Here is a 23,203-nt window from a genome sequence, read left to right as displayed (position 1 = left end):
CACACAGACCCTGAATGGCGAACCCGAGCTTCCCCTCCGGAAAGTCTCGATTGATTATTTGAGATATGGCCTTAAATCATCAATCGAGACGAACCCCTCGGTTACCGTGACTTCGTCACCATCCTCAGTTTCCACCGTGAATTCGAAACTTGCTTCGTACGAGCCAGTCTCTGGGTTCCATATAGCACCAGAAATTTTTCCCTTTGTAGCATAACCAGAACGAGGGATTACAAATGAACCCATATAACCACCGGCGGGAGCTGTTTCCCCGCAACCCATCGTGTGCTCTTTTTCGCCGATACCGGCCTTCGGAAACCAAATGTCGACGATGAATCCCGAATCACCGTCGCAACCGGTCATACCTTGCAGGCTGATGCTCTCGTACTGAGTGGATACCCATATCCGCGTTATTTTCAAAGGGAAAGATCCAGAATGCCAAGTTACCGTTGCCAGCGTCTTACCTTTCTCAAAACCTAGAATACCTTTGTTGTTACTCATTTTAATGATCCTCAAAGAGTTAGATCAGAGAATAAAAGTCATTCTACGTGCCAGCAACTAGCAAAATTACTAGGTCTACCCTGGTGCTTCTTATAACCAGCGGTCTTACGGTTAACCTTTATTTACAAACCTACGATTCGATCTGCGCTAGATTGGTGGCCTAGTGCTACCCCTCGTAGAACAAAAAGAATCCATGGAGGTGCCTGTGAAGCGTCTGCTCTATCCGGCCATTGCACTGATGAACCGGCTGAGCTTCGGCCAGAAGTTCAGCCTCATCAGCGTTCTGTTCTTCCTTCCGATGCTGGCCACCAGCAGCTACCTGGTCCGCGACGCTTATCAGCAATACCAGGCCACCCGCGCCGAGCTTCAAGGCATTGCTCCGCTCGGCGGCAGCCTGGCGTTGCGCGCAGACCTGGAAACCCTTGGCAACCTCCTGCAAATCAATGCCGTGCTCGGTCAGTCAGGCCAGGCAGGGGATGTAGAGACACGCATCGCCGCGTTGCAGGACAAGGTTCAAGCGCAGCTGCTGGCTCTGCAAGACCACGATGCCGTGCCACGGGCCAAGCTTGAAGAGCTGGCCAACGCCTTCATCAGCGCTGCAGCCGAATCGTCCTTGCAGAACAAGGTCGCCCTCGTCGAGCGACTGCTCACGCAAGCTCAGGTGTTGAACAAGTTGGTGGCGAGCCAATCCGGCCTCAGTCAGGACAACCAGGCTTCAGTGCGGCAGTTGAGCGAGTTGCTCGGTACAGCCACGGCCCAGGTTACCCAGGCCCTGGGCGAGGGCAGGGCGATGGGCGCCATCGCGCTTGGCCGAGGCTTTATCGACTCGTCCGGCAGCGCTCGCTTTGAAGACCTGTTGCAGCAACTGGAGCGTCTGGCGGCCGACTATGGCCTGCGCGTGGATGACGCACTGGTCAGTGATCCCGGCCTCAGAAACGGCCTGGCTGATGTGGCTGAACGCAGCAAGACGTCCATCAGGCAAGCCGCTGCATTGTTCGAAGAGCAAGTGGTGGTCGCAGAAACCCTGGATGCGCCTTGGCCGGCGTTTTATCAAAAAGTCAGCGACCTGATGGCTCGCACCCAACAATTCAACGAGGCGATCCTCGCTCACCTGCAGGGCCAATTGCAGGATCGACTCGCCCAGCAGCATCTGCGCATGCTGGCCCTGGCCGCAGTTCTGGCTGGCGTGTTTGCATTGATCGTTTATCTGTACGGCGGGTTCTACGTCTCGACCCGCACGACCCTGCGCAAGTTGGGCGGCGCCATGCACAAGGTCGCAGCGGGAGACATGACGGTCAGCTTCCAGGCACACAGCCGCGATGAACTCGGTGAATTGGCCCAGGGTTTCAGCGAAACCGTGCGTCGCATCCGCGGCCTTATCGACCAGGTCGGCCATACCGTGGTGGCCGTCGAGGCGCAGGCCGGGCAAGTTTTGGCAGTGTCGACACGCAGCAACCAGGCCGTCAGCGGCCAGCGTGAACAGATCGAGCAGGTTGCCACGGCGATGAACCAGATGAGCGCCACCGCCCAGGAAGTGGCGCGCAGTGCTGGCTTGGCTGCTGATGGCGCGCAGCAGGTCAATCGCGAAAGCGCCAATGGCCGCAGCCTGGTGGAAAGCCAGCAAGGCAACATTGGCCGGCTGGCCGCCGAAATAGACCAGACCGTGGTGGCGATCAACCAACTGGCGGATGACAGCCTGGCGATCGGCCAGGTGCTGGAAGTCATCCGTAGCATCGCCGAGCAGACCAACCTGCTGGCACTGAATGCGGCTATCGAAGCCGCCAGGGCTGGCGAGCAAGGGCGTGGCTTTGCCGTGGTCGCTGACGAAGTGCGCACCTTGGCCAAGCGCACGCAGGATTCCACCGCACAGATCGCGAAGATGATCCAACGCCTGCAGGATGGCGTCGACGCAGCGGTGCGGGCCATGGGCAGCAGCCACCAGATGGCTGCAGGCACGGTCGATGAAGCGCGCCAAGTGCAACAGGCATTGGGCAATATCCTTGGCGCGGTCGGCGGCATCGTAGAGCAGAACCAGCAGATTGCGGCGGCGGTCGAGCAGCAGACGGCGGTGGCGCACGATATCGACCAGAACATCGTCGCAATCAACCGGGCGGCGCAGGACACTACCCTTGGGGCTTGCCAGACCGAGGACGCCAGCCGGGCATTGTCTGAGCAGGTGGTGGAGTTGAAGCGGTTGATTGGGGCGTTCAAGGTTTAGGCAGTACCAGCCTGTCAGGTGCTGGCCAGTCACTCAAGCTGCCAGCCAGCATCTCCTTCAATCAGTTCACCACCATGGTCGGTACGATCCCCCACGCGCGCCACGCCCATTCCCTCGATTGTGAAAGCAGATGAGCCGCTGACGATCACTGCCCCGCAACTGGTACTGTCGCCAATCCTGGCCACGGACTTACCGTTGAAGGTGTAAGTCGGGCTGCCCGTTTTTACGACGGTTTGGCCATGGATTGGACAGTCATGGGCATGGCCGACCAGTACGACAGGTTTCATGATTGTTCTCCGGGGCTGGGGGCGGTTCGGGATTCCAGGTCCATTGCGGCGGGCCATTTGACTTTGGGCGCGAATCGATCAAATGTATTACGATGAACCGCGTTCTCACAAGCGCCGGGGTTAGGAGATTCATCGAAGTCTCGCGGAGAATCCACGAAGTTGGGAAGTGCTTCGGGGCCTTGGTGCATGAATAATCTAACGACGTCCCAGTACTGTTCTCCTTTATTGATGTCGTCTGTGAAGAAGACGCGATCTATTACTTCGTCAGTACCAGGTTTGCGAACTGACAACATAACCCATTCTTTTAAACCGCCATAACCCAAAGGTAAATAAAGACGATAGGCCTCGGCGGTGAGGTCATCCCAATCATAAACGACAGGCTTTATACCCCATTTTTTTCGTCCGAACGGTTGGAGTTGGTCAAACCTGTATTGATAAAAGTAGACTTTTCTACGATGTCTGTTGAAACGTATGGGCTGGTCGCGGGGGCATTCAAGCTCCATACGAATGTAGGGTGCAACGAGTATAGCTCCTATTAGAAATATGAATAAATCTGTGGTGGCGTATTCAAAGTTATTTGTAGTTGCTTTGGCTGGGTATGTAAAATATAAAATAATTGCGAGGGTGAAAAATATGGGGGAAATTACGAGCCAGTAGCCTCGTAATTTCAGAGGTGAACGTGGTATTTCGATAAAGTTATCGTCAATGTGATTGGGTGTGTGGTATATGTTTGTTGGGGTCGATCCAGTTTGGATAAGGGCCTTGGAAGACGGTAAGTTGTATTTCCAGCCGATGCCGCGTAATGGCATATTCACGAATTTTTTTCCTCAATAATAACTTCGGCATAGGCGCCTGAAAAGTGGCGGTCTGGCCAGAATGTAATGCCGAGCGAAGCTGACATGATATTATGCCTACCCATTGTCGATTCCAGTTCGAGTCGGCCATTAAACACCTTGGTGCAGATGTCAATATTTTGCTGTGATGAATTTTGGAAAGTAGAGGATAATGTGATGGTTTCGGGATTAATGTCCGGTGTTTTTGGTTTGTTAGTTGGCTTCAAAGATGAGATTTTTGAAGTTCTAGTCGACAGTGATGGAGGGAAGTGGCTTTCAAGAAATACTGTTTCACCGCCGCTATAATTAGGCGCCTTGCCATCGTCATGCCGATGTATAACTAAGGCAAATTGATATCCAGATACTGAATTGTGGAAGTGAGGAAGTACGATCCTAAATGCTAGAAATTGATTTGGGGCTAAATCGATGGAAAGGCCCTTGGAGTTGTGCGAGTTTTTATTTGCTCTTGTTTCGAATTTGAGTACGGCAGTTACGCCAAGTGTTGAAGCATTCAGCTCGCTCAACGCGATATCGGCATGGTTAGGTGAATCCCAGTGGATGCGGGGTGACTCGTCGGCTAATCCGAAATAGCTGCGTCGTGCCCACCGCTCTAATGGAGTCGATTCGTTTTTATCTCCGGCCTTCATGAACGCATAAGTAGTAATGCTTAAAATAATTGCAATTCCAACGGGTCCTATTATTAATGGAGAAAATACCCCTGCGATTGCGGCTAAGCTACCTAGGGTGCCGGCGTAGATCGCTCGCCTGTACCAAATGTAGGAGCTGGTGTCGCCAGACGTGTAGGCGCGATTTGCCGCAATGACTGCCTGTACAGTGTCGAATATGCTTGCGGCGGAATTAATTAGTGCCCCGGTTCTGGCTACTCTTCGCCCGATTGAAACTTGGTTGCTTGTACTCGCTTTGTGTGGAATTAATAATCCAAAAAGTTCAACTCCGCCGCCCAGAATACCAATACTGGCCCCGTATAATGCCATCATTACTTCACTGGACGTCAGCCCTAATTCTTCTTCCGCCTTCTTCAAATTCTTCCCAAGGCTGTCGTTCAACAAATAAAGCCCGCCGATGGAAAGCAACAACTCCCACCCTTTGCCAGTCCCCCTCAACCCAGTAAAACCATCGCTCACCAACCGCGAAGCCTGCCCCGCACTGATCCGCATGCCATCGAGCAAATGCCGCGCACTCGGCTCCAGTGTCCCCGCTGCCACTTTGAGATCTACCAGCGTCATCTCTGCCCCAGGCCCCAGTTGATTGACGTTCAACTTGACCTCATTGGCCAGGCGTTCATGCAGTTCATGGGCCGTGCCTTCGACCCAGACGCTGACGTTGACCACCGTGTGCGCCACCTTCGGGTCGAGCACCGCCAGGCTCAGCAAGCCGGTCTGGATGATGGGCTTGACCTTGTTTGCCTTGTTCTCCACGCCCGCCATGACTTCGTGAAGCGGCGGCATCATCCGCGTCCGCGCCTTGGCCAGTTTCTCGCTGGCGCTGTTTTGCAGTTCGCGCAGGTGCGCGCTCTGCAAGGCGTAGTACTCGCCCAGCTTCATCTGCACCTGCAACTCGACCAGGTGCACGCCGTTGTAGATTCGTTGGCTGGCGCTGTTCAGGTGGCGGACCACCTGTTGCACGCCAGGGTCGAGCCACACCGCCAAGCGTTGGCTGGCCGCGTTGACTGCCCCCTGCAGTTCGGTGACCGACTGCTTGAGCGCATCGCGCAGCTTGAGACCGGCGTCTTCACTGGCGATGAACTTGCTCAAGGCGGTGTAGAGCTTTTCGCTGTCGTTCCAGTTGTTCGGTTCGGTCTGCGAAAAGCTGGGCAGCAGCGCGGCCAACAGAGCGCTATCGCGCAGCAGCAAGGCGCGGTAAGCGGGGCTGTTTGGGTCTTGTAGCCACTTGAGCCACAGGGCTGCGCTGGTGCCGGCGGCAGGTGCGTCGGGCTCGGCGCTCGTGGATGGGGCTTCGGTGATGCCGCCCGCCAGGCAGCCGGCCATGGTCTTGGTGTAGGCGATGCCTGACTCGCGGTTCCTGCCGTCATAGTCATGTCGCTCGATCAGGGCGAAGGCTGCGCTTTCGCAGTGCGCTACGTAGTTGACGGCGTGTTGGTCGATGTGGCGTTGGAACTGGAGTTCCTGCTGGTCGTAGTTGGCCTGGAAGGCAGCGCGCCGGGGTTCGTCGTAACGTTCTTCGAGCTTTTCATCGCTCTCGCGCTGGCGCACCTCCACCAGCCGCTGGCGCTCGGCGGCGGGGTCGGCGAACACCGGCGGGCCGTCGCCGGTCTGCGGCTCGAACGACGGTACCTTTTGCGCGGCCCATTCACGCTGGGTTTGCCGGATGATCTGGAGAATCTGCGAGGTCTGCAGCTGATAGGCGCGCAGCGGATCCTCGCGCCAGGCCTGGCGTTTGACCACCCAGTTCAGGCGCTGGTGGTTGTACTCCTGGACCAGGCCGACAGTGTCGTCGAGCACCACCGCCAGCACGCCATTTTCCAGCGCGTGCTGCTGCATGGCGTTGACCACGTAACCGCGCAGGGCGAACTTGCGCAGGAAGCGGCTGTGGAAGCCGTGGGCGCTGTCGAACGGGCCGTTGAGTTGCTGGGCGTATTCGAATACCTGCCGGTCGACCTGAAGGTTGTCTGGGGTCATCGCCAGGCCGAGCAGCTCGGGGTTGTTGCGCGCCTGGGCAAGGTCCAGCCCTTCGAAGCGGTGCGCGGGCGCCTGGCCATTGCGGTAGGCCTGCAGAACGCTGACTGGCCAGGCATCGCTGGAAAAGGCCAGCCAGGCCGAGCCGTAGGTCTCGGTGTCGATGTTGATAAAGGAAGACGGCAGGTCATGGTCCGCCTGCGCGCACCGTTCGGGCAGCGGCGGCGGTGGCCCGAGTGGCGGTTCGTAGGGGTTGAAGCGGCGCAGGTGGCCGTGGTCGGTGACTTCGTAGGCGTGCCAGATGCGCTGGTCGAGCAGCACGTAGAGGTAGCCGCTACGCAAGGTGCGCAGGCCCATGCGGGTTTGCGTGGCCGAGTCACGGCCTGGGCGGGTATCGGGGACCAGGGCTTGGCGCAGGGGCAGGATTGGCAGGCCTTGGCGCTGGCAGGCTTTGCAGGGGGTGAGGAGGAAATCGGTTTCGGCGACTAAAGTGGCGATGCTCTGGCTGATGCTCATGGATAGGCCTCGGACCGGGGAAGGGTGGCGACCAGGCGCTGCCAGCCCGGATCGGAGTATTGGGCCAGCATGGGTGCCAGAGTACGTTGCTGGTTGATGGCCGTGTTGACCATGTCGAGCACTACTTGGAGGGTGTGCAGCTTTGGGTGAAAGCACAGCATGTGAAGAGCAAGCACCTGGATGTCTTGGCCTTCGCTCAAGCCGAGCCCACGTGCATCATCGATATGATTTGATGTACGGACAGCAGCGAATGGAGGCATCACCGGGGCGTTGGTTGCGCCGGAGAGGGCGGACACAGAGCGCCATACTGCCAACACGGCCTCGATCAGCGGTACATTCCCTTGGATTCGCAAGGCATTCGCAGGCAGGCCCCGAGCGGCCTGAGGATTGCCTTTCAGGGTTGCCAGGCTGCCACCGCTGCTGAGGAACACCCAACGATCAATCGGCCACCATGGCCCCTGAGCACGGTCGGACATGGCCGCCAGCAGTTCCAGGCGCAGGGGTTCAAAGATGGGGCAGCACGTGGTTGAACCGCTGCCATCAGGTAAGCGGCACAGGGCGGTCAGATGCCTGGCAAGCGCTGTCGGATTCGCCTCGCTGAGCAGCCAGCCACACACGTATCGTTTTCGTCGCTGGAGATCCTGCTGTGCGACAAGAGCAGTCATTTCCAGCAAGGAAGTGCAAGGTTGATTGTCCGCAGAAGACAGGCAGACGAGCACAGGATGCAGCGTAGGTGCGCTGGGCAAGTCGGGTCGATACACCCGGGTAAGAGCCTGTTCGCCGAGCGCCGAGGCGAGATGCTCCATCAACGAATTTTCCGCAGCTGCGAGCGGGTCCAGCAATACATAGCAGTACAACCCTGGGCGGTGGTCAGCGAGAATGCGCTTGATCAACACGTCACTGCTCATCGGCCTTTCTCCTTGCAGTCGTCGCCTGCATCGGAAGTCAGCTCGAGCGCCACGCTGTTACCTGCGCCATCGGCGGCCGCTTGGGTCGGCCCAAGCAGTGTCAGTTTGAGCCCGTTCAGGGTGATGCCCTGTTGATCCAGAACGATGCTCCCACCCGGAGTTCTGAATTCGATGCGCTCGCTGGCCTGTAGTTGGTATGTGGTGGTTTGCTGATCGATGCCGCCGCCGACGCAGATGCTTTGCGGGCCTTTGACCGAGAGCTCACTTTCGCCGCCAATGAAGACGCGGTGATTGACCCCTGTGGACTCAAGGTGGTCGTTGTCGATTTGTTCGATCAGGTCGTGGCGTATGGTGGCGCGGTAGTCCCTGCCCACCAGATGAGTACGGTCGCGGCCTGTTAGCTGGTGGAGATCGTTGCCGACTTTCAACTGCTCGTCATTGCCCACTGCTTCGATGCGATTACGCCCTACCTGGGTTGTCTCATCGTGCTTGACCACGTTGTTCTGGTCTTTTTCGGCATGGATGAACACTTCCTGCCGACCCAACTCATCCTCGAACCGCAATTCGTTGAATCCAGCTCCCTTGTGGGTTTGGCTCTTGATGGTCATGCGGGTCTTGTGATCGGGCAGGTCATAAGGTGGCAGTTGGTTGCCGCAGTAGGTACGGCCGATGATCATCGGCTGGTCTGGGTCGCCGTTGACGTACTGGATGACCACATCCTGGCCGATGCGAGGAATGGCCATCGCTCCCCAGCTGCCACCGGCCCAACTTTGCGACACGCGCACCCAGCAGGAACTGAACTCGTTGTTTTCGCTTTCCCGGTCCCAGGGGAAGCTGACTTTGACCCGCCCCCATTCATCGCAATAGATCTCTTCGCCCGGCGGCCCGACAACGGTGGCCATGTGCGGGCCGTCGACGCGTGGTTTCTCCAGTGGGGCAGGCCGCCACTCGGTGCGACCGGGCACCAGTACGGCAGTCTGTTCATAACGCGTGCTCTGATCGACGCCGGCGGCCTCTTCCTGCAGGCTGGTAAATTGGCTGCCCTGATGCTTCACCCTGGCGACTCGCCAGTGCATGTTCAGCGCCTCACGTGGGTGCCCGGTGAGGGTGAAGCTCAGGCCTGGTTGCAGGCGCACGTCATCGCCCTTTACCTCAGCGATGCGGGCGTCGTGGCGGCGGGCAGTGATGAGGGTTTCGGTGAAGGGTTTGCCGGCTGCGTCGCGTTTGTAGCGGCCGGGGTAGTCGAAGCGTTCGTAGTCCTTGGACTGGTGCTGCAGATAGGTGCCCGACGCACTGTGTTGCTGGCGGTATTCCGGGTTGGTGAAGGTATGGTCGCGTTGCACCTGGCGGGCGCTGCGTACCTGTTCGCTGTAGCGCAAGTGCTTCAGACAGGGTTGGGCGGGATCGCCGCCGCTGTTGGATTGGTAAAGCACCGTGTTGGGCGCCACGGGTTCGCCGTTATCGCTGTAGTCTTCGTCATCGCTCGCGCTGAGCCCTTGGCTGATCAACCCGAACGTCAGCACGTGGTCGCTGATGAGCAGTTTATGTAGCTCGGGGGTGTGTTCGAATCGGTAGACGAAGCCTTCTTCCGCCGCCAGTCTGGCGATGAAATCAAGATCGGTTTCGCCGGCCTGAACGCAAAATTCGCGGACCTGATGGTTCTCGTGGGCAATGATCTGGAACTGCGTGATGCCCTGGCGCTTGAGCATCAGTTCGAGGATTTGCGGCGCGGTCTTGTGTTGGAAAATACGCCAGTTCGAGCGCAGATTGGCACGGGCCAGGAGAGGCTCGACGAGGGCGTGATAGTAGGTACGGTAAAATCCGCTCTCGCCCTGGCTGAAACTGCTGACCAGGCCGTGCACGTAACGCACCGGTCGCTCTCCCTCCCAGATCGTGAAGAGCACGGGCTTGTCGAGCAGGTGGCCAAAGTCGATGTCGGGCTCGAAGCTGATCAACTCCAGTTCCAGAGAGAAAGGCGCGCTGATCGCTTCGTTCAACGTGAACGACACCACTTCGAAGTCAGCTCTGCCAACGAATGGCTGGAAGCTGTAACGCAGATCGGATTGGCTTGGCATGCGGATGTCCTGGCAACTCATGACTCATGAAGAGGCATGGCTGCAAACGATGAAATGACATGGGCAGCTGATTACTGCTGCAAGATGAGGTTCAGCGATTCCAGCACCTCGGTGGTAAGCAGGTGCAGGCGGTAGCTGTAGATCGAATAGGCCACTGCCATCGCCAGGGCGGAAATCACCAAAGGGCTCCACCAAGGCCAATACCGTTTCATGCGGAAGTTGCTGGGGGCGACGTTGGTATAGGGGTCGCACACTTCTTCGGGCGTGGGGCCGCGCAGTTCACGGATGATTCCGTGAAGTTCAAGGATGAGGGCGTTCAGGGATTCTTCGCCCTTGGGGGCGATGGCATACTTGCCCTTCAAACCAAGGCACAGCGCGAAGTACATGAATTCCAGCACATCCTGGTAACGCTTGGGTTCCAGCATCAAGCGGGACAGTACGGTGAAAAACTTTTCGCCACCCCACGTTTCATCGTGAAAGATGCTCAGTAGCGGCTCGTGGCTCCAGCAGCTGTTTTTACCCCAGGGCCGCTCCATGACCGCTTCATCGATGTAGAGGCACAGGGCGTAGGAGTACGCCAACAGTTGAGCGGGCTCATAACCATGCTGGCGTATTTCTTCCCGAATATTGTCGATTTGAATACGCACTTGCTGATGAACATCTTTGATGTTTGGCAATTCATCCAGGGTTCGCAGGCGCATCACCAGGCCAAACAGGGGCATGGCAGCGTCAAGCATCAGGTTTTTATATCCGCCGCGGAGTTGAAATTCGGGATCTGCTGGGTAGCCAGTGGGCGTTGACGTAAGTTCAGCTTGGTTATCGACGGCGGAATGCTCAGGTTCCGCGGACCATGCTGATGGTTCGAGCAAGCTGCTGGCGCGGTGCTCGCTCAGGTCATGCTTGATAGTTGCACGCCCTGTCCTGTTGTTTGGATTGGATTCCATGTGCATGCGTGTTCCCCTCACCCGTCGGCGCGCGATGATGCCGGCTAACGAGTGGCTAGCGATTGAGGGCCATAAAGCAAAGGCAAAACACTAGCGAGGAATCACTTCTCAGGGGAGGTGATCCATTCCTAAAGGGTTGTAGGATTTTTCAACGTAATGCGCACGCTTGGCTTTGCTTAAGAGGGGAAGCCAAAAACCTCACAGGCATTCTTGCTGCTGGCGTCAGCCAACACTTCCACATCAACACCCATCACCTCAGCCAGCGCCTCGGCAATCTCCGGCAAATGCTCCGGGCTGTTGCGCTCACCGGCAAACATCACCGGCGCCATATCCGGTGAGTCGGTCTCCAGCACGATGCTATCCAGCGGCAGGCGCGGTAGGGTCTTGCGCAAGCGCAATGCCTGCGGCCAGGTAGCTGCACCCCCCAGCCCCAGCCGGAAACCGAGCTTTATGTATTCGCGCGCTTCTTCGTAACTGCCGGCGAACGCATGGATGATCCCCGCCCGCGCTGGTTTGTAGCGCTTGAGGGTGGCAATCACCTGGGCGTGGCTACGGCGTACGTGGAGCAGGGCGGGTAGTTCGAAGTCACAGGCCATTTGCAGCTGCGCCTCGAACAGTACCTGCTGACGCTGCTTGTCGAGATCCTCAAGGTAGTAGTCCAACCCGAACTCGCCAACGGCGCACAGCCTCGGGTCACCGCGCAGGCGTTCGAGCCATTCGCGCAATTGCACCAGATGCTCCGGTCGATGCTGCTCCAGGTAGATCGGATGCAACCCCAGCGCCGCATGGATGCGCTCATCGCTGCAGGTCAGGTCCCATACCCGCTGGAAATTCGCCTGATACACCCCCAGCACCACCATGCGCTCCACCCCGCGCGCCGCCGCGTTGGCCAGCAGGCGCGGGCGGTCGGCGTCGAAGTCGGGGAAGTCGAGGTGAGTGTGGGTGTCGATCAGGCGCATGTTCAGGCCGCTGTAATGCGTTGTTTGAACGTTCGACCGATGGCATGCACGCCGGGTTCGTAGCGCTTGTCTTCGATGGCTGCCAGGGCCAGCTCCAGTGCGGTGGCGGCAATTTGGCCGTGTTGCTGGGCCATTGCATTTACCGGCAGCGGCAGGAAGTCCAGCAGCTGGTTGTCACCGAAGGTGCCCAGTTGCAGCTGACGCGAGTTGGCCGGGCGCGCTTGGAGGGTGTCGAACACGCCTTGCAGCAGCACGTAAGAGGTGGTCACCAGGGCATCCGGCAGCCCGCCCAGTTCATCGATCAGCTGTTGCATCAGGCGCTGGCCGCATTCGCGGCTGAACGCCTCGCCCTGATAGCGACGCACATCGCCGGCAAACCCTTGCATGGCTTCGTCGAAGCCGCCGGCACGCGCCTGGCTGACCGACAGCTCCGGGCGCGCACCGATCAAGGCGATGCTGCGCGGCGCAGTGGCCAGCAGGCTGTCGGCCAGCTGACGGCTGGCATCGCGATCGTCACTGATGACCGAACAGAAGTGCGCCGGGTCCAGGCGCCGGTCGATGGCGATCACCGGCAGGCCTTTGTCCTGCAGTTCGCGGTAGCTGTCGTCTTCCGGCGGCAGGCAGCTGGCGACGAACAGGGCATCGCAACGGCGGGCGCGGAACAGCTGCTGCAGTTGGCGCTCGATGTCGGGCTGGTCATCGCTGCTGGCGATCAGCAGTTGGTAGCCGCGGGCGCGGGCGCCTTGTTCCAGTTGCTTGGCAATGCGCGCATAGCTGGGGTTCTCCAGATCCGGGAGAATGAAGCCAAGGGTGCGCGTATGCCGGCTGCGCAGGCCAGCCGCTTGCGGGTTGGGGGTGAAGCCGTGGGCCTCGACCACCGCACGCACCCGCTCGACGGTGCTGCTACTGATGCGTTGCTGTTCGGCCTTGCCATTGATGACGTAACTGGCCGTGGTCACGGACACACCGGCCAGACGGGCGATATCGCTGAGTTTCACCGAATTTTCCTTGTTATTACCGGGGCTGGCTGTACAACCAGACCGGTTAGTTTGACCCGGGTTGGCCGTCTCGCGCAGACGACCATTGTCGCAATTGTCCGACAGGATGGGGCTTTTTCCCTGGAAGATTATCGAGTAACGTGGCCGCTTGGTCAGGTTAAACGTTTCAGCTATTAATTTTTCTGCCTCGATGGCCATTGGTGCAAGGCTGTTGAACTGGCTGAATACGTGAATTTCACAACAATACCTCAGTACCCGGCGCAAAAGCGCAAGCAGGGGCTGCAAAAGGAGAAGGTCATGCTCGAGCTCGCCAATGAGCAGATAGCCATGGGCCAGACGGCCGCCGACAAGGCCGAGGCATTGCGCCTGCTGGCAGATGGGTTGGTCGCCGACGGCCTGGTCGCCGAAGGGTATCTACAGGGCTTGCAGGCGCGCGAGGCGCAGGGCTCGACGTTCCTCGGCCAGGGCATCGCCATCCCGCACGGCACGCCGCAGACCCGCGACCTGGTGTACGCCACGGGAGTACGCTTGCTGCAGTTTCCTGACGGCGTGGACTGGGGCGATGGCCAGATCGTCTACCTGGCCATCGGCATCGCCGCGCGCTCCGATGAGCACCTGCGTTTGCTGCAACTGCTGACCCGCGCCCTGGGCGAAACCGACCTGGCCGAGGCTTTGCGCCGCGCCAGTTCTGCCGAAGCGCTGCTCAAACTGCTGCAGGGTGCACCGCAGGCGCTGGCGCTGGATGCCCAGCTGGTCGGCTTGAACGTGCCCGCTGAGGACTTCGACGAACTGGCCTGGCGCGGTGCGCGGCTGTTGCAACGTGCCGGTTGTGTCGACAGCGGTTTTGCCGCCGTGCTGCAACAGGCCGAGCCACTGCCGTTGGGCGAGGGCTTGTGGTGGCTGCACAGCGAGCGTCAGGTGCGTCAGCCGGGCCTTGCCTTCATTACCCCGCAGCAGCCGCTGCGTTACCGCGACCAACCGCTCAATGGCCTGTTTTGCCTGGCCAGCCTCGGCGCGGCGCACCAGGCGCTGCTTGAGCGCTTGTGCGAAGTCTTGATCGAAGGGCGCGGGCAGACGCTGTACCAGGCCACCAGCAGCCGCGCGGTCCTGGAAGTGCTAGGTGGTGAAGCGGCGCCCGATTGGCCCAGTACGCGCATCGTGCTGGCCAATCCCCATGGGCTGCATGCGCGGCCGGCTAAAATCCTCGCGCAACTGGCCAAGGGCTTTGAGGGCGAGATTCGCATCCGTGTGCTGGACAGCGCCCAGCCGGCGGTATCGGTCAAAAGCCTCAGCAAGTTGCTGAGCCTTGGCGCTCGCCGTGGTCAGGAGCTGGAACTGCTGGCCGAGCCGGCGATTGCCAGCGATGCCTTGCCGGCCTTGTTGGCTGCCATCGAGCAAGGCCTCGGTGAAGAGGTTGAGCCACTGCCGAAAACCATTGCACCGTTTGCAGCCGCGCCTGTCGAGAAAGCCCAGGCCCCCGCAGCTGGCAGCCGCATTCAGGCCGTAGCCGCCGCTCCGGGTATTGCCAGTGGCCCGGCGCATGTGTGCGTCGAACGTGAGATCGACTACCCCTTGCGTGGCGAATCCCCAGCTCAGGAGCGGCTCAAACTGCGCCAAGCGCTGGAAGCGGTCAACGGCGAATTACAATCGCTGGTGCAGCGCAGCGACAAGGCCATCGGCGAAATCTTTGTCACCCATCAGGAAATGCTCGCCGACCCGGCACTGGCCGACGATGTCGAAATGCGACTGGCTCAGGGCGAAAGTGCGGCGGCCGCATGGATGGCGGTGATTGAAGCGGCGGCACGTCAGCAAGAGGCGCTGCACGACGCGCTGCTCGCCGAGCGCGCCGCCGACTTGCGCGATATTGGGCGCCGAGTGCTGGCACAGCTTTGCGGTGTGCAGGCCCACGCTGAACCCGAGCAACCTTACATATTGGTGATGGGCGAAGTCGGTCCTTCCGATGTCGCCCGTCTGGACCCTGCGCGGGTCGCCGGCATCGTCACCGCCCACGGTGGCGCCACGGCGCACAGCGCGATCGTCGCGCGGGCCCTGGGCATTCCGGCGGTGGTGGGTGCCGGGGCGGCGATCCTGTTGCTCGAACCTGGCACACCGCTGCTGCTCGATGGCCAGCGCGGCGAGGTCAGCGTGGCACCGCCTGCTGACGAGCTGCAACGGGCGCTGGCCGAACGCGACCAACGTGAACAGCGCCTGCAAGCGGCCTGGGCCAATCGCCACGAACCTGCAATCACCCGCGATGGCCATGCCGTCGAAGTGTTCGCCAACATCGGCGAGAGCAGCGGCATCGACAAGGTGGTGGAGCAAGGCGCCGAAGGCGTCGGCCTGTTGCGCACCGAGCTGATCTTCATGGCTCACCCGCAGGCACCGGATGTCGCCACCCAGGAAGCCGAATACCGCCGTGTGCTCGACGGTCTGGGCGGGCGGCCGTTGGTGGTGCGTACCCTCGACGTGGGGGGCGACAAACCGCTGCCCTACTGGCCGATTGATGCCGAGGAAAACCCGTTCCTCGGTGTGCGCGGCGTGCGCTTGACCCTGCAGCGCCCGCAGATCATGGAAGACCAGCTGCGCGCTTTGCTGCGAGCCGCCGACCAGCGCCCATTGCGGATCATGTTCCCCATGGTCGGCCAGGTGCATGAATGGCGAGAGGCGCGCGCGATGGTCGAGCGCCTGCGCGAGGAAATCCCGGTGGCCGACCTACAACTGGGCATCATGGTCGAAGTGCCGTCCGCTGCCTTGCTGGCGCCGCAGCTGGCCCGGGAAGTGGACTTCTTCAGCATCGGCACCAACGACCTGACCCAGTACACCCTGGCCATCGACCGTGGCCACCCGAGCCTGTCGGCCCAGGCCGATGGCCTGCACCCGGCGGTGCTGAGCCTGATCGACATGACCGTGCGCGCCGCCCACGCCGAGGGCAAGTGGGTGGGCGTGTGCGGTGAACTGGCCGCCGACCCGCAGGCGGTGTCGGTGTTGCTGGGCCTGGACGTGGATGAACTGAGCGTCGCTGCCCGCAGCATTGCCGAAGTCAAAGCCCTGGTTCGCCAGGCTGATCATACAAATGCCCGCGCCCTGGCGCGCGAGGCCCTGCAACAAGACAGCGCCGCAGCGGTTCGCGCGCTGGTGGAGCGTTATTGAATGGCCAAGATCCTGACCCTGACCCTGAACCCGGCGCTGGACATCACCGTCAGCCTCGACGCCCTGCGCCCGGGGCACGTCAACCGTGCCGGTACGCAGCACAGCCACGCCGCCGGCAAAGGGCTGAATGTCGCCCAGGTGCTGGCCGACCTGGGGCACGACGTGACCGTCGGTGGTTTCCTTGGCCAGGACAACCTGCAGCCGTTCGAAGCGCTGATTGCCTGGCGCGGCTTTGCCGACTGCTTCGTGCGTGTGCCGGGCGAGACGCGTAGCAACCTCAAGCTGGTCGAAGCGGATGGCCGGGTGACCGATATCAACGGACAGGGGCCGCAGGTCGACGAAGCCGCCAGTGTGGCCCTGATGGCGCTGCTTGAGCAGACAGCGCCAGGGCATGATGCTGTGGTGGTGGCCGGTAGCCTGCCGCGTGGGATCAGCCCTGAATGGTTCCGTGAGTTGCTTCAACGGTTGAAGACCATGGGCCTCAAGGTCGCGTTGGACAGCAGTGGTGAAGCCCTGCGCGCCGGCCTGCAAAGTGCACCCTGGCTGGTCAAGCCGAACACTGAAGAACTTGGCGAAGTGCTCGGTCTGTCTGTCGACAGCCCAGCCGAACAACAAGCCGCCGCCCAGCGGTTGCTGGCGACCGGTGTCGAGCATGTAGTGGTCTCGGCGGGCGAGCAGGGCGTCAGCTGGTTCAGCGCTGGCCCATTACTGCACGCTCAGCCGCCACAGGTGCGGGTTGCCAGCACCGTGGGTGCGGGCGACTCGTTGGTGGCCGGCATGGTTCATGGCCTGCTGCTGGCCGAAGCACCCGCGCAGACGTTGCGCCGTGCCACGGCCATCGCTGCCCAGGCCGTGACCCAGGTCGGCTTCGGCATCCGTGACCGGGAACACTTGGCGCGCCTGGAAGCCGCCGTGCAACTGACAGAACAACAAGAGGGTTGCCGATGAACATTGCCATTGTCACCGCCTGCCCCAACGGCCAGGTGTCCAGCGTGCTGAGCGCGCGCCTGCTGGCGGCTGCCGCCCAGCGGCGTGGCTGGAGCACGAGTGTGGAGGTGCAGGATGCCGAGCACCCCGAGCGGCAGCTGACGCCCGCGCAGATCGCCGAGGCCGACTGGGTGCTGGTGATCAGCACGGGGCCGGTGGACCTGGCCCGCTTCGCCGGCAAGCGCTTGTACCAAAGCACACCGTCACAGGCGCTGGCCGACCGTGAAGGCTTCCTCGACGGGGCTGCGGCCAAGGCCCAGATACAAGCGCATCACGCTGAGCCGCCAATGGCCACGGCCGGCGTCAAAGTCGTTGCGGTCACTGCCTGCCCGACCGGCGTCGCGCATACCTTCATGGCTGCCGAGGCCTTGCAGCAGGCTGCGCAACAGCTGGGCTATCAGCTCACCGTCGAGACCCAGGGTTCGGTCGGCGCACGCAATCCGCTGTCGCCCCAGGCCATCGCCGAGGCCGACGTGGTGCTGCTGGCGGCCGATATCGAAGTGCCCACTGCCCGTTTCGCCGGCAAACGCATCTACCGCTGTGGTACCGGCATCGCCCTCAAACAGGCCCGTGCCACGCTGGACAAGGCCCTGGCCGACGGCAAAGTGGAAAGTGCAGGGGACGCCGCAGCCGCTTCCAGCGCCGGCAAGCCCGAGAAGGCTGGGGTCTACAAACACCTGCTCACAGGTGTCTCGTTCATGCTGCCGATGGTGGTGGCGGGCGGTTTGCTGATTGCCCTGTCGTTCGTATTCGGTATCGAAGCCTACAAAGAGCCGGGCACGTTGCCGGCTGCATTGATGCAGATCGGTGGTGAGGCCGCCTTCAAGCTGATGGTGCCGCTGCTGGCGGGCTACATCGCCTGGTCCATCGCCGACCGCCCGGGACTGGCCCCGGGCATGATCGGTGGCCTGTTGGCCAGCACCTTGGGTGCTGGCTTCATCGGCGGTATCGTCGCCGGCTTCCTTGCTGGCTACAGTGCCAAGGCGATTGCCCGCTGGGCACGACTGCCGAGCAGCCTGGATGCGCTCAAACCGATCCTGATCATCCCGCTGCTGGCCAGCCTGTTCACTGGCCTGGTGATGATCTACGTGGTCGGCCAGCCGGTGGCAGCCATGCTCGCAGGGCTCACGCAGTTTCTCGACAGCATGGGCACTACCAACGCTATCCTCCTCGGGCTGCTGCTTGGCGGCATGATGTGCGTCGACCTCGGCGGGCCGATCAACAAGGCGGCGTATGCGTTTTCTGTTGGACTGCTGGCGTCATCGAGTTACGCGCCGATGGCGGCGACCATGGCGGCCGGCATGGTGCCGCCGATCGGTTTGGGCATCGCCACCTTCCTGGCCCGCCGCAAGTTCGCCCAGAGCGAGCGCGAAGCGGGCAAGGCGGCGCTGGCGCTGGGCCTGTGCTTCATCTCCGAAGGGGCGATCCCGTTCGCTGCCAAGGACCCGTTGCGGGTGATCCCGGCGAGCATTGCCGGTGGCGCGTTGACCGGGGCGCTGTCGATGTACTTCGGCTGCAAGCTGATGGCGCCGCATGGCGGGCTGTTCGTGTTGCTGATACCGAATGCGATCAATCACGCGTTGCTTTACTTGCTCGCGATCGTCGCGGGTAGCCTGCTGACGGCGGTGGTGTATGCGCTAATCAAGAAGAGCGAACAGGTGGAGCTGGCGGTGGCGCCGGTGAAGGGCTGATCCCTGATCACTCGACTGGCCCGCTCGCGGGCCAGACTCGCTTAGCGCCGATGCTTCTGCCGCAACGGCACCAACAAATCCCCCAGCCCGTTGTGATCGACTTCGTGCATCAACGCCAACAACCCGCCCAGTTCCCCCGCCGGAAAACCCTTGCGCGCAAACCAGGCCAGGTAGTCCCCCGGCAGGTCGGCGATGATCCGACCCTGGTATTTGCCAAAGGGCATGGTGCGGATCACCAGCAGTTCGAGTGTTTCCGGTTTCATCGGCAGTGCCTGGCAGTAAAAGTACGCCGACCATACTGCAATCTGCACGAGCGCCCAAGCGGCAATCATGCAGAACGCCGATTCACGGCGTTTGACGATTTATTTTAAGCACTTGATTTATAAGCAATTAATTTAATTAAACGGCTTGGCACGAAGGCTGCTCCTGTCTACATGACTATCACCTGCCAAGGAGTTCAGCCATGAGCAACCCCAACAAAGACGTAATCGACGTGCTCAACGACCTGATCGAGTACAGCAAGGACGGCGAGAAAGGCTTCAAGACTTCCGCCGAAGACGTGAAAAACCCGGAACTAAAAGCCTTCTTCGTCCAGCGTGCCGGCGAGTGCGCCAATGCGGCAGGCGAGCTGCAAAGCGAAGTGCGTCGCCTGGGTGGCGACCCGGAAACCTCCACCAGCATCAGCGGTGACCTGCACCGTGGCTGGGTCAACCTCAAGTCGATGGTCACCGGCAAGGACGAAGAAGCGGTGCTCAACGAAGTGGAACGCGGTGAGGACCATGCCCTTAAGGCCTACAAGGAAGCCCGTGAGAAGATGGTCAAGTTGGGCCGTTCGGTCAGTGATCCAAGCTATGCCGTGGTCGAGAAGCAGCTGCAAGGCGTGCAGCGCAACCACGACCAGGTGAAGGCACTGCGTAACGCAGCCCGCGCCCGCTCTTAATCCGCAGGAATCTCTACTCGGTTGCGGCCCTTGGCTTTAGCCCGGTAGAGCGCCTCGTCCGCGGCACCCAGCAGGCTCGTCAAATCGCGCTGGGTGCCGGGGACATAGACGCTGATGCCAATGCTGACAGTGACCGAATGGGCATCGTCGGCAAACGGCGCCAGGTCTTCGACACTGGCGCGAATGCGCTCAGCCAGTAGGCGAGCACCGGCCAGTTCGGTCTCCGGTAAAATCACCTGAAATTCCTCCCCCCCGTAGCGTGCCGCCAGATCTGCCGGACGACGTATGCAGCGCTCAATTGCTTTGGCCACTTCGCGCAACGCATGGTCACCGCCCGCATGGCCGTGGCGCTGGTTGAATGCCTTGAAATGATCCACATCCACCATCAGCACCGCCAGCGGCTTGCGGTTACGTTGCGCGCGTGCCCATTCCAGGCGCAGCACCTGGTCGAGTCGACGGCGGTTGGCCAGGCCGGTCAGACTGTCGGTCGCGGCCAGTGTGGCCAGGCCCTGTTCGGCTTCATGCCGGCGGCGCAGCTCGCGGCCCAGCAGCAATGTCAGCCAGAGGATGGCGATGCAAAGAATGCCGGTGGCCACGCTGACGACCATCGCGGTGCGTCGCCAGGACTGAAAGACCTCATCGGCGGAGTGAACCACCAGGACGATCAAGGGCAGGTCGGCCACACGGGCGAAGGTGTACATCCGCTGCCTGTCGGAAATGCTCGAACGGCCACTGAAGCTGCCGCTGCGTTTACCGAGGATGCGCTTGAAGTTAGGCCGGTCGGCAAAGCTGGTGCCGATCAGTGGGTCCTGCTCGCGGTAGGGTTGCCGGGCAAGCAACTGGCCATCGGCATTGAGCAGATTGATGCTGCTCTCATCGCCGATGTCCAGGCGTTGGAACAGTTCGCTGAAATAGGACAGGCGCAATGCTCCCGCGGCCAGCCCTGCGAAGCTGCCATCCGGGTTGGAGATGCGCCGGCTGAAACTGATACACCAGTCGAGGTCACCGAGACGTGCCTTGAACGGTGGGCCGATGAACAACCCTAGATTGGGGTCGCTGCGGTGTGCAACGAAGTCCACGGCGTCGGCGAAGTTGGCCTTGCGCGGTGTTGCACTGGTGGAGTCGCCCACCACATCGCCATTGGCATCGATCCAGAGAATATCGCCACGCACCGGCGCGGTGAAGGTCTGGTTGAAGAGGATCTGCTGGCGCAGCTTAGGCGCCACCTGCAACAGTTCGGGATGCTGCACGGCCCAGATCAGCCCGCGCAGGGACTGGTCGTACAGCTCGACGTTGCGCAGGATGTCGCTTTCGATCAGCTGGACGATGTTGTTGGAGGCGCGGATGGCGGACTGCTCGACACTGTCGCGCTCACGCGCCAGCAGGTAACTGACGATGGCCACGATAGCGAGCACGGCAAGGCAACTGCCCAGGTTGAGGATCAGCTCGGGGTGCGACCTGTAGAGTGCGAGACGCGGTAATCGAGTGGGCATGCGCGCTACTGCTGAGGCAGGGCCATTTGCGGCGGGCGACATTCTAGGCAAGCTGGGATTGTCGGACAAGATTTGTCCGACGGAATCGCGAGCGAGAGCAAGCTCTCGCCCGCCAGTCGGGATCAGAACACGTTCAATGGATAATCGACGATCACCCGCAGTTCGTCGTTGTCGCTGTTGCTGTCGATCGACGCATAGCCCTGGCTGCCACGGTGGGTGGCGTAGCGCACCAGCACCGAAAGGTCCTTGAAGTCGCCTCCCTGGAACACGTACTTCACGTCCAGGTCCCGCTCCCAGTGCATGGCGTTCTTGCCATCGGGGCGGTAGTAGTCGTAGTGGGTGATGTTCTGGTCGGCCTTGCTCAGGTCGGCCTCGCCGCGCGAGTACGACACGGTGGTGCTCAGGCCCGGCACGCCGACACCGGCGAAGTCGTAACCGTACTGCAGCTTCCACGAACGCTCGTTCGGCGCGTTGAAGTCCGAGTACATGCGCGAGTTGTCCAGGTACACGCTGTCGCCCAGGTTGATGTAGTCGAACGGCGTGTCGCCATTGACCCGCTGGTAGGCGGCGGTGACGCTGTGGTAACCGGCGTTGACCGTGAAATGCAGGCTGTAGGTGTTGTTGTCGATCTTCCCCAGCAGCGCCTGGCCGGTGTCCTGGGTGTGATAGAAGTGCACGCCCGGGTTGAGGCTGACCAGGTCGTTGACCACGTAGGTGTAGTCGAAGTCAGCGTAGTACTGGTTCCAGATGTCCTTCAGCTCGGCGGCATACAGGTTGGCGGTGATGTTCTCGGTACCGCTCCACGACGCGCCCGCCCAGTTCAGGTGCTTGCTCTTGTCGTGCTCGTCCAGCGACCCATAGTAGGTGTCGATGCGGCGGTGGCCGCTCTGGTTGTACGGGTGGGTGAAGCTGACTTGGCCGCCTTCGAGCAGCAGGCCATCGATGCTGGTGTTGGTCAGGCTCACGCCACGGAAGGTCTGCGGCAGCATGCGGGTTTCGCCACCAGCGATCACCGGGTTGGTGAGGAACAGATCACCCGCTTTCAGTTCGGTGTCGAAGGCCTTGAGCTTGACCGCGGCGCCTGCGGTGGAGAACGAGTGCGGGGCAGCGCCCAGCTCACCGTCGTCCTTCACATGCTCGGGCAGAATGCTGGTGCCAGCATGGCCGCCACCGCCATCGAGCTTGATACCCAGCATGGCGTGGGCATCGAGGCCAACGCCGACTATGCCTGGCGTGTAGCCGGACTCGAAGCGAGCGACCGCACCCTGGCCCCACTCGCGCTTGTCGCGCACGCCAGCGTTCTTGTTGTCGCGGTTGAAGTAGGCATTACGGAAATGCAGGTTGAAGGATGAGCCTTCGATGAAGCCATCAGCCTTGTCTTCATCTGCCTGGGCGGCGAAGGGCATCGTTGCAGTCAATGCAATGAATAACGGGGTAAAACGAAACGCGGAAGACACCGGTACTGGCTCCTTTGGTCTGACGGTGGGGCAGTTTTTATTTTTGAATGTGCAACTTTCTTGTTAGAGACGTAACGGCCGGGCTGATCGTTAACGCACATAAAAAAAGCCGCTGATCGGCAGCGGCTTTAAAAGGCTAACATATCGGCACCGGTGGTGCCCATGGCGTAGCCGAGGGAAAAACGGAGTAGGGGCGAGGCGCGATCAGCTATCGGCATTGGCATCGCTGGCGGCTTTCGAGGCTGTCTGTTCTGCGTCTTTGCCAGCGTCGGCCTTGTGTGCGATGGCGTCGCGGGCGTCTTGGTGAACAGCGGCAAGCTCTGCGTTACGGGCAACGAAAGCGGGGGATTCTTCGGCCATGGCCAGGGGCGACAACAACAGGGAAGACAGAACGAAAACGCTGGCAATACCCATACTGTTGGACATTTGAAACTACCTTCTTGCGCGGGCAAGTGTGAGTGAGGACGGGGCTAAAGTTAGTCCCTTGAGTGCCGCGGAAACAGCGTCTTTGCTGATAAGCACTGTTGCGTAAAAGGTAATGATTACGGAAAAGGCAATTGGACTTTCGCCTGAAAGCCGCGCGGTTGAGCAG

18 protein-coding genes and 1 pseudogene are annotated in these 23,203 nt (G+C 60.8%); 6 read left to right on the top strand and 13 right to left on the bottom strand.

The features are described from left to right. Nucleotides 1-54: 54 nt before the first annotated feature. Nucleotides 55-498: a hypothetical protein gene (locus tag ACIQUF_RS10480; RefSeq protein WP_403131167.1), complete on the bottom strand. Its 444-nt coding sequence runs from the start codon at nucleotides 496-498 to the stop codon at nucleotides 55-57. A 193-nt stretch (nucleotides 499-691) separates the two neighbouring features. Here ACIQUF_RS10480 and ACIQUF_RS10475 point away from each other — a divergent pair. Next, nucleotides 692-1,858, top strand: a pseudogene (locus ACIQUF_RS10475) (HAMP domain-containing protein); the annotation flags it as partial. A 144-nt stretch (nucleotides 1,859-2,002) separates the two neighbouring features. Further along, on the top strand, nucleotides 2,003-2,716 hold the full coding sequence (locus tag ACIQUF_RS10470) for a methyl-accepting chemotaxis protein (protein ID WP_403131402.1): 714 nt from the start codon (nucleotides 2,003-2,005) through the stop codon (nucleotides 2,714-2,716). Nucleotides 2,717-2,745: 29 nt separating this feature from the next. Here ACIQUF_RS10470 and ACIQUF_RS10465 read toward each other — a convergent pair whose 3' ends face one another. From ACIQUF_RS10465 to cra, 8 genes are all read right to left on the bottom strand, one after another. Beyond that, complete coding sequence (locus tag ACIQUF_RS10465; RefSeq protein ID WP_403131165.1) at nucleotides 2,746-3,003, bottom strand: PAAR domain-containing protein; 258 nt, start codon at nucleotides 3,001-3,003, stop codon at nucleotides 2,746-2,748. Further along, nucleotides 3,000-3,812, bottom strand: coding sequence for a DUF6708 domain-containing protein (locus ACIQUF_RS10460; protein WP_403131401.1), 813 nt, complete (start codon nucleotides 3,810-3,812; stop codon nucleotides 3,000-3,002). Before ACIQUF_RS10460 ends, ACIQUF_RS10465 begins: the two co-directional genes overlap by 4 nt. Before the next feature lie 2 nt (nucleotides 3,813-3,814). Then, a complete protein-coding gene (locus tag ACIQUF_RS10455; protein WP_403131163.1) occupies nucleotides 3,815-7,009 on the bottom strand; it encodes a T6SS effector BTH_I2691 family protein in 3,195 nt (1,064 codons plus the stop codon). Next, nucleotides 7,006-7,917 carry a hypothetical protein gene (locus tag ACIQUF_RS10450; RefSeq protein WP_403131161.1) on the bottom strand — a complete coding sequence of 304 codons (912 nt, stop codon included), beginning with the start codon at nucleotides 7,915-7,917 and terminating at the stop codon, nucleotides 7,006-7,008. Before ACIQUF_RS10450 ends, ACIQUF_RS10455 begins: the two co-directional genes overlap by 4 nt. Continuing rightward, on the bottom strand, nucleotides 7,914-9,992 hold the full coding sequence (locus ACIQUF_RS10445; RefSeq protein ID WP_403131159.1) for a type VI secretion system Vgr family protein: 2,079 nt from the start codon (nucleotides 9,990-9,992) through the stop codon (nucleotides 7,914-7,916). The genes ACIQUF_RS10450 and ACIQUF_RS10445 overlap by 4 nt, the downstream gene beginning before the upstream one ends. A gap of 71 nt (nucleotides 9,993-10,063) precedes the next feature. Further along, complete coding sequence (gene icmH, locus ACIQUF_RS10440; protein ID WP_403131158.1) at nucleotides 10,064-10,942, bottom strand: type IVB secretion system protein IcmH/DotU; 879 nt, start codon at nucleotides 10,940-10,942, stop codon at nucleotides 10,064-10,066. A 170-nt stretch (nucleotides 10,943-11,112) separates the two neighbouring features. Then, on the bottom strand, nucleotides 11,113-11,895 hold the full coding sequence (locus ACIQUF_RS10435; RefSeq protein WP_403131156.1) for a TatD family hydrolase: 783 nt from the start codon (nucleotides 11,893-11,895) through the stop codon (nucleotides 11,113-11,115). Between the two features lie 2 nt (nucleotides 11,896-11,897). Continuing rightward, nucleotides 11,898-12,893, bottom strand: a complete 996-nt coding sequence (cra, locus tag ACIQUF_RS10430) for a catabolite repressor/activator (protein WP_403131154.1) — start codon at nucleotides 12,891-12,893, stop codon at nucleotides 11,898-11,900. Between the two features lie 297 nt (nucleotides 12,894-13,190). Between cra and ptsP the strand changes: the two genes are divergently transcribed. Genes ptsP through ACIQUF_RS10415 form a run of 3 tightly spaced genes read left to right on the top strand, consistent with a single transcriptional unit; the run spans nucleotide 13,191 to nucleotide 18,721 of the window. Next, entirely contained in the window at nucleotides 13,191-16,043 is a 2,853-nt protein-coding gene (ptsP, locus tag ACIQUF_RS10425; protein WP_403131152.1) for a phosphoenolpyruvate--protein phosphotransferase, read from the top strand. Next, entirely contained in the window at nucleotides 16,044-16,991 is a 948-nt protein-coding gene (pfkB, locus tag ACIQUF_RS10420; protein WP_403131150.1) for a 1-phosphofructokinase, read from the top strand. Next, the gene (locus tag ACIQUF_RS10415; RefSeq protein WP_403131148.1) at nucleotides 16,988-18,721 is read left to right on the top strand and encodes a PTS fructose-like transporter subunit IIB; all 1,734 of its coding nucleotides are present in this window, start codon (nucleotides 16,988-16,990) and stop codon (nucleotides 18,719-18,721) included. The genes pfkB and ACIQUF_RS10415 overlap by 4 nt, the downstream gene beginning before the upstream one ends. Nucleotides 18,722-18,762: 41 nt before the next feature. On the opposite strand, the gene ACIQUF_RS10410 is transcribed toward ACIQUF_RS10415, so the two are convergent. Next, on the bottom strand, nucleotides 18,763-18,984 hold the full coding sequence (locus ACIQUF_RS10410) for a DUF3820 family protein (protein WP_012316204.1): 222 nt from the start codon (nucleotides 18,982-18,984) through the stop codon (nucleotides 18,763-18,765). 200 nt (nucleotides 18,985-19,184) lie between these two features. Between ACIQUF_RS10410 and ACIQUF_RS10405 the strand changes: the two genes are divergently transcribed. Then, complete coding sequence (locus ACIQUF_RS10405; protein ID WP_403131146.1) at nucleotides 19,185-19,661, top strand: PA2169 family four-helix-bundle protein; 477 nt, start codon at nucleotides 19,185-19,187, stop codon at nucleotides 19,659-19,661. Here the strand turns inward: ACIQUF_RS10405 and ACIQUF_RS10400 are convergent. The 3 genes from ACIQUF_RS10400 to ACIQUF_RS10390 all read right to left on the bottom strand — a co-directional run bounded on the left by ACIQUF_RS10400 (nucleotide 19,658) and on the right by ACIQUF_RS10390 (nucleotide 23,037). Next, complete coding sequence (locus ACIQUF_RS10400) at nucleotides 19,658-21,154, bottom strand: diguanylate cyclase (protein WP_403131145.1); 1,497 nt, start codon at nucleotides 21,152-21,154, stop codon at nucleotides 19,658-19,660. The genes ACIQUF_RS10405 and ACIQUF_RS10400 overlap by 4 nt on opposite strands. Nucleotides 21,155-21,276: 122 nt before the next feature. Further along, nucleotides 21,277-22,611, bottom strand: a complete 1,335-nt coding sequence (locus ACIQUF_RS10395; RefSeq protein WP_403131143.1) for an OprD family porin — start codon at nucleotides 22,609-22,611, stop codon at nucleotides 21,277-21,279. 204 nt (nucleotides 22,612-22,815) lie between these two features. Continuing rightward, the gene (locus tag ACIQUF_RS10390; RefSeq protein ID WP_403131142.1) at nucleotides 22,816-23,037 is read right to left on the bottom strand and encodes a hypothetical protein; all 222 of its coding nucleotides are present in this window, start codon (nucleotides 23,035-23,037) and stop codon (nucleotides 22,816-22,818) included. Nucleotides 23,038-23,203: the final 166 nt, after the last annotated feature.

The organism is Pseudomonas sp. NPDC090233 (assembly GCF_044772285.1).
In the GTDB taxonomy this organism is placed as follows: domain Bacteria; phylum Pseudomonadota; class Gammaproteobacteria; order Pseudomonadales; family Pseudomonadaceae; genus Aquipseudomonas.
This window is presented reverse-complemented; position numbering and strand designations above follow the sequence as displayed.

Excerpts from the sequence above, each read along its gene's own strand:
- ACIQUF_RS10415 (WP_403131148.1), top strand. The coding sequence starts at position 16,988 with ATGAACATTGCCATTGTCACCGCCTGCCCCAACGGCCAGGTGTCCAGC.
- ACIQUF_RS10445 (WP_403131159.1), bottom strand. The coding sequence starts at position 9,992 with ATGCCAAGCCAATCCGATCTGCGTTACAGCTTCCAGCCATTCGTTGGC.
- ACIQUF_RS10450 (WP_403131161.1), bottom strand. The coding sequence starts at position 7,917 with ATGAGCAGTGACGTGTTGATCAAGCGCATTCTCGCTGACCACCGCCCA.
- ptsP (WP_403131152.1), top strand. The coding sequence starts at position 13,191 with ATGCTCGAGCTCGCCAATGAGCAGATAGCCATGGGCCAGACGGCCGCC.
- ACIQUF_RS10470 (WP_403131402.1), top strand. The coding sequence starts at position 2,003 with ATGAACCAGATGAGCGCCACCGCCCAGGAAGTGGCGCGCAGTGCTGGC.
- ACIQUF_RS10400 (WP_403131145.1), bottom strand. The coding sequence starts at position 21,154 with ATGCCCACTCGATTACCGCGTCTCGCACTCTACAGGTCGCACCCCGAG.
- ACIQUF_RS10480 (WP_403131167.1), bottom strand. The coding sequence starts at position 498 with ATGAGTAACAACAAAGGTATTCTAGGTTTTGAGAAAGGTAAGACGCTG.
- ACIQUF_RS10435 (WP_403131156.1), bottom strand. The coding sequence starts at position 11,895 with ATGCGCCTGATCGACACCCACACTCACCTCGACTTCCCCGACTTCGAC.
- ACIQUF_RS10410 (WP_012316204.1), bottom strand. The coding sequence starts at position 18,984 with ATGAAACCGGAAACACTCGAACTGCTGGTGATCCGCACCATGCCCTTT.
- icmH (WP_403131158.1), bottom strand. The coding sequence starts at position 10,942 with ATGCACATGGAATCCAATCCAAACAACAGGACAGGGCGTGCAACTATC.
- pfkB (WP_403131150.1), top strand. The coding sequence starts at position 16,044 with ATGGCCAAGATCCTGACCCTGACCCTGAACCCGGCGCTGGACATCACC.
- ACIQUF_RS10390 (WP_403131142.1), bottom strand. The coding sequence starts at position 23,037 with ATGTCCAACAGTATGGGTATTGCCAGCGTTTTCGTTCTGTCTTCCCTG.
- ACIQUF_RS10405 (WP_403131146.1), top strand. The coding sequence starts at position 19,185 with ATGAGCAACCCCAACAAAGACGTAATCGACGTGCTCAACGACCTGATC.
- ACIQUF_RS10465 (WP_403131165.1), bottom strand. The coding sequence starts at position 3,003 with ATGAAACCTGTCGTACTGGTCGGCCATGCCCATGACTGTCCAATCCAT.
- ACIQUF_RS10455 (WP_403131163.1), bottom strand. The coding sequence starts at position 7,009 with ATGAGCATCAGCCAGAGCATCGCCACTTTAGTCGCCGAAACCGATTTC.
- ACIQUF_RS10460 (WP_403131401.1), bottom strand. The coding sequence starts at position 3,812 with ATGCCATTACGCGGCATCGGCTGGAAATACAACTTACCGTCTTCCAAG.